Genomic DNA, 4,799 nt, shown 5'->3' with positions numbered 1-4,799 from the left:
GCCTCGGCAGGGAAATTGCTTCGCAAGCTGCGCATAGATACTTCCTATCGATTCAGTTTGATTTACTGCTGCCGTGATTTGGATGGTTGGTGCGAAGCGCTGGGCGATGGTGCTCCCCCTGCAGATCTCCAGGAAGTCACACCCCTCTGGAACTTGTGGAAAGCACGGTTCAGTCTCTTTGATAGCGCAGGGGCGTCTGATCGATTTGAAAGCCGGGTGCTTTCGTGGTTGTGGTTTCGCTCCAGCGCAGAAGTGCACGCGCTGCGCGATCCAGAGGTGCCTCAGCATTATCGCTACCCATTGCTGGAGGTTTTGGCCGAGGACGAACAGGTCAATACCTTCGTCTGGCTGACACTGATGGCCGAGCAGGACTGGCTTGAAGAGGGGGTACTGGTCGATCGCGTCCGACTCTGTTCAAGCTGCGGTTCGGGCCGTTTGAACTATGTTGATGTATGCCCCGAATGTCAGGCCCTGGACATTTCCCGTCAGCCTTCACTGCACTGCTTTACCTGCGGCCATGTGGGTGCCCAAGAGAACTTTCTGAAAGACGGGATGTTACTTTGCCCTAACTGTCTGAACCGATTGCGACACATTGGCAGCGACTATGATCGACCGCTGGAGAATTACCGCTGCCGGTCATGTCAGGCTTTTTTCGTTGACGCCGATGTTCAAGCGCGCTGCCTGGATTGTGTCTTGGCGCACACACCCGACAAGTTGCGGGTACGCGAAATCCGGCACTACCGCTTGACTGAAGCAGGACGTTTGCGCTGCCGCCAAGGCTTCAGCAATGAGCAGGGTGGGGTCAATCACTTTGGTCGACTCAACTTACTGGGCGGCAAGGATTTCTATGAGCTGCTCACGTGGCAAATTCAGATCGTACGCCGCTATAAACTGCCGGATTTTTCACTGATTGGTCTGCGCTTCGTCAACTTGACCGATACCCTGCTTCGACTTGGCGAGCACCGCGGGCATGCCTTCGTCGACAGTCTGGTCGATCGTTTGCAGGAAACCGTCAGGGAAACCGATCGTTGCTCTCGAAGCTCGGAAGAGTTTCTCTGGCTCATGCTCCCGAATACCGGGGCCGAGGGACTAGTGAGTGTCAAACGACGTTTGGAGCAGGTCGCCGAGTTGTTCTCGGGACCTGAAGTCAGCCAGATATCTCTTCGTGTCGTCAGCTTCACTGCGCCGCAGGATCTGCTTGAACAAGAGGACGGCGAATTGTTGCTGGCCCGTCTCGCCAGCGAACTGGCTTGAGGCTGCGATGTATCCACTCTTTGATCAGACTCAGGAAATTCTCAATCAACTGTCGGGCCCCGGCGGTTTGAGACGATTGTTTTATATGCTCTTTCCGTTTTTCCTGCTGCTTGAACTGCCGTTCAATACGCTGGTGTTGCTGGGCGTCTTGCGCTGGTTCGTGCGACGGCAATCCCACCGCCCACAACATAGCCTTTATCAACCGAAAGTGTCTTGCATCATCACCTGTTACAGCGAAGGGATGGACGTGCAGAAGACGCTGTTAAGCCTGTGCGAACAAACCTATCCCGGACACATCGAGATGATACCGGTGGTGGATGGCGCTACCTTGAACCAGCCTACACTGCATGCGGTACGGGACTTTCGGGTAGACCCTCTTTTGTATCCACGGCGGCATCTTCGTCCGATTGCCAAGTGGCAACGTGGTGGCCGAGTGTCTTCATTGAATGCCGGTCTGGCCCATTCCAGCGGTGAGATCGTGATGGCCCTGGATGGTGACACGTCGTTTGACAACAACATGGTCAGCGCCATTGTGCGGCATTTTGAGGACCCGGCTGTGCCGGCGGTGGCTGGCAGCTTGCGAGTCCGTAATGCCTGGAGTTCCATGATCGCAGCGATGCAAGCGCTGGAATATTTGCTTTCGATCCATATGTCGAAAATCGGTTTGGCCGAGTGGAATCTGGTCAATAACATTTCTGGTGCTTTCGGCGCGTTCCGTCGCAGTTTTCTTATAAAAATTGGTGGCTGGGATACTCACACAGCGGAAGACCTCGACATAACACTGCGCATCAAAAGTTATTTCGGGCGTCATGATTTAAGAATTCCATTTGAGCCTGAAGCCATCGGCCATACCGATGCACCAACGACGCTCAAGCAGTTTCTCATGCAGAGGCTACGCTGGGATGGTGACCTGTTTTTTCTGTACGTTCGCAAGCACAGCCACAGTATTAATCCGACTCTATTAGGTTGGCGGAGCTTTTTGATGATGCTCCTCAGTGGCTTCTTTTTTCAGTTGGTGCTGCCATTCATCATTTTTGGCTACACTTTGGTGGCATTGTTCATCCTGCCTGGCTCAACGCTGTTGATCTTGTCGTTTCTGGTCTATCTGCTGTATTTGACGATCACCGCAATATTGTTCGGGGCCTTGCTGTTAATAGTTTCCGATCGACCTCGGCAGGACCTGCGCTTAGGGTTGCTAGTGCCGATTTATCCGCTATTCATGTTGCTCATGCGCTGCTGGAGTGCAGTCGCCATGCTCAACGAGATGTTCCGTCGTGGCCATGAGGAAAGCGGCATGGCGCCATGGTGGGTCTTGAGAAAAGCCACAAGGTTTTAAGATGCGATCGGTACTTTTGGCTCTAACTTTATCGCTGTCATGTACTTCGTTGCTGGCTCAATCGCTGACACTTCAAGAATTGATAGATAAGCAACAATCAGATCCTCTGCTTCGTGCAGGCCAGGCTGACCTTCGAGCCCTCGACGCAGAAGCCAGGCTTCACCAGGACCGGGCGGGATGGCAAGTGTTCGCCGGTGCTGGCGCGGGGCGTTTTGAAGAGTTGGTCACCCCTGACGTCCGCGATGATTATTTCGGTCGAAATTTGAGTCTTGGTGTACGCCATCCTCTGTTGGGTAGCCTTAAGCGTCAGCTCGACCTACTGCAAGCTAATCAGTACGAACGCCAACGACAGCAATCGCGCGTTGCTTTGGAGGTTGCAAGCCAGCGTCTGGCTTTGCGTAGTGCTTACGCTGACTGGTGGCGTGTGCAACAGGAAGTCGCTTTTTGTGATGCGCTCATTCCAACGGCCAAGAAGGCTGATCAGGCGATTCGCCTGCGTATGGAAAAAGGTTTGTCACGCACTTCCGAAGGTCAGTTGCAGTTGGATGAGTGGGAAGGGCTTTCAACCCGATGCAAGGCGCTGACCAAAATCGAAGTAGACGTACGCGAAGATTTGGCTAGCATCAGCATGAGCGGGTTGCCAGCAGGCGCCCAAGCGGTAGCCGAGCCTCTCGCGCCACAACCACAACCATTGGTTCAATGGCAGGCGCTGTTGAATCAGCATCCAAGGGTCACGGAAAAACAAAGCCTTCGTGATTTGGCCGACAAAGAGCGAGAAAACCCCTGGTATTCGTCTATTGATTCCGATGTTGCGCTGGCCAGCACTCGGGAGTATCGCAGCGATTCGGATAAAGCGGGCAGCGGCTTGGTGGCCAGCCTCTATTTTTCTACGCCTTTCGACTTGGTCGGCAATACGCGGGCTCGCCAACAAGTTGCCGACGCACGCTACGAAGCGGCGAGCGACCGTGTCGAGGCCGAACAACGTGCGTTGGGTCTGGAGCTGAGCAAGGCATTGCGTGCCCAAAACACTGCGCAAGCGTCGATCACGCAGCGCAGCCAGCAATGGCATACCGCTGCGTTGGCTCTTGATGAGGAAAAGGCTCGGAGCACGCTGGACGCGAATGGAAACCTCACTGCCCTATTGACCGCCGAGCGCGTTTATTTCCAGTCAGGATTTGAATTGATTGCGGCGTGGCATGCCGCCTGGTTGCGTCAGGCCGAGTTGAATCTCTTCACCGAAGACAGCCCACAATTTGCTGCGTTGTTGGGTGATGAACGATTGGAGTGGTGGCCGATGATCAAGCCGCAACCCGCTGCGATTGCTGCTACCTCAACCTCTGCGGTGCGGCGTAAAAATGTTCCAGTCGAGCCAGAAAAATGGCTTCAGGCCACCTATGTCTGGAACAGCGAAGCGTTGCTGGATCCAGTGCGTCGTCAGGCGGAACTGCAAGCATTACGCAAAGCCGGGATGCAGAAAATCTATCTCGGCCTCAACGCCGTCCAGGTGGCCAATCTGTCGGCGACCCGCCAGCGGCTTGAGCAATTGCTCCAGGATGCTGCACGTAGCGGTCTGCAAGTGAGTCTGCTTCTCGGCGACCCAAGCTGGATTGAACCGCAGCACCGCAAGCAACTGACGGAATTATTGGGCAAGCTTGATGGATTACCGTTTACCAGCCTTCACCTGGATCTCGAAGTCGAACAGTTGGGCATGCCGGTCCCCGATCAACGCCTGAAAGACTGGCTCGACACGTTACGTGCGGCAACAGTGGCAAGCCAGTGGCCGGTAGCAATATCGAGCCACCCTCGCTGGTTCGTTGCGGCTCAGGCCGGGCACCCCTGTGTGCCTTGTGCTCTGCCAGCAATCGGGGTACGTCAAGTCAGCCTGATGATTTACACCCGTAACCCGCAACGCAGTGCGCAATTGGCAGGGGAGATAGCGCAACGTTGGCCTGATCTGCAATTTCGCCTGGCTCAGAGCACCGAACCGCAGTTGCCATCCACCGAAAGCTGGGCAGGCGCCTCCGCTGAACAATTACAACGCCAGGTAGCGAAGTGGCGTGACCAGCTACAACCTCAGGGCGTTGCCGGTATCGATTGGCAAGCCTGGCGAGACTTCCCCAAACGGTGAGAGGCTCATGAAGATTCGTTTCGATAGTCAAAAAGAGCACAACCCCACTGAGGAGCATGGCCTGAACGTGCTCTACGCTCC

Annotated in this window: 3 protein-coding genes; all 3 read left to right on the top strand. The window is 55.0% G+C overall.

Going from position 1 to position 4,799, the window contains the following annotated elements; all coding sequences use genetic code 11:
* The coding region (locus tag C7534_RS32175) for a diguanylate cyclase (RefSeq protein WP_109788261.1) at positions 1-1,254 on the top strand (1,254 nt) is incomplete at its 5' end.
* A gap of 7 nt (positions 1,255-1,261) precedes the next feature.
* The gene (locus C7534_RS32170) at positions 1,262-2,590 is read left to right on the top strand and encodes a glycosyltransferase family 2 protein (protein WP_109788260.1); all 1,329 of its coding nucleotides are present in this window, start codon (positions 1,262-1,264) and stop codon (positions 2,588-2,590) included.
* A 1-nt stretch (position 2,591) separates the two neighbouring features.
* Complete coding sequence (locus C7534_RS32695; protein WP_109788259.1) at positions 2,592-4,718, top strand: TolC family protein; 2,127 nt, start codon at positions 2,592-2,594, stop codon at positions 4,716-4,718.
* Positions 4,719-4,799: the final 81 nt, after the last annotated feature.

The sequence above is a fragment of the Pseudomonas sp. OV226 genome (assembly GCF_003148705.1).
Classification (GTDB): Bacteria; Pseudomonadota; Gammaproteobacteria; order Pseudomonadales; family Pseudomonadaceae; genus Aquipseudomonas.
This window is presented reverse-complemented; position numbering and strand designations above follow the sequence as displayed.

Excerpts from the sequence above, each read along its gene's own strand:
- C7534_RS32695 (WP_109788259.1), top strand. The coding sequence starts at position 2,592 with ATGCGATCGGTACTTTTGGCTCTAACTTTATCGCTGTCATGTACTTCG.
- C7534_RS32170 (WP_109788260.1), top strand. The coding sequence starts at position 1,262 with ATGTATCCACTCTTTGATCAGACTCAGGAAATTCTCAATCAACTGTCG.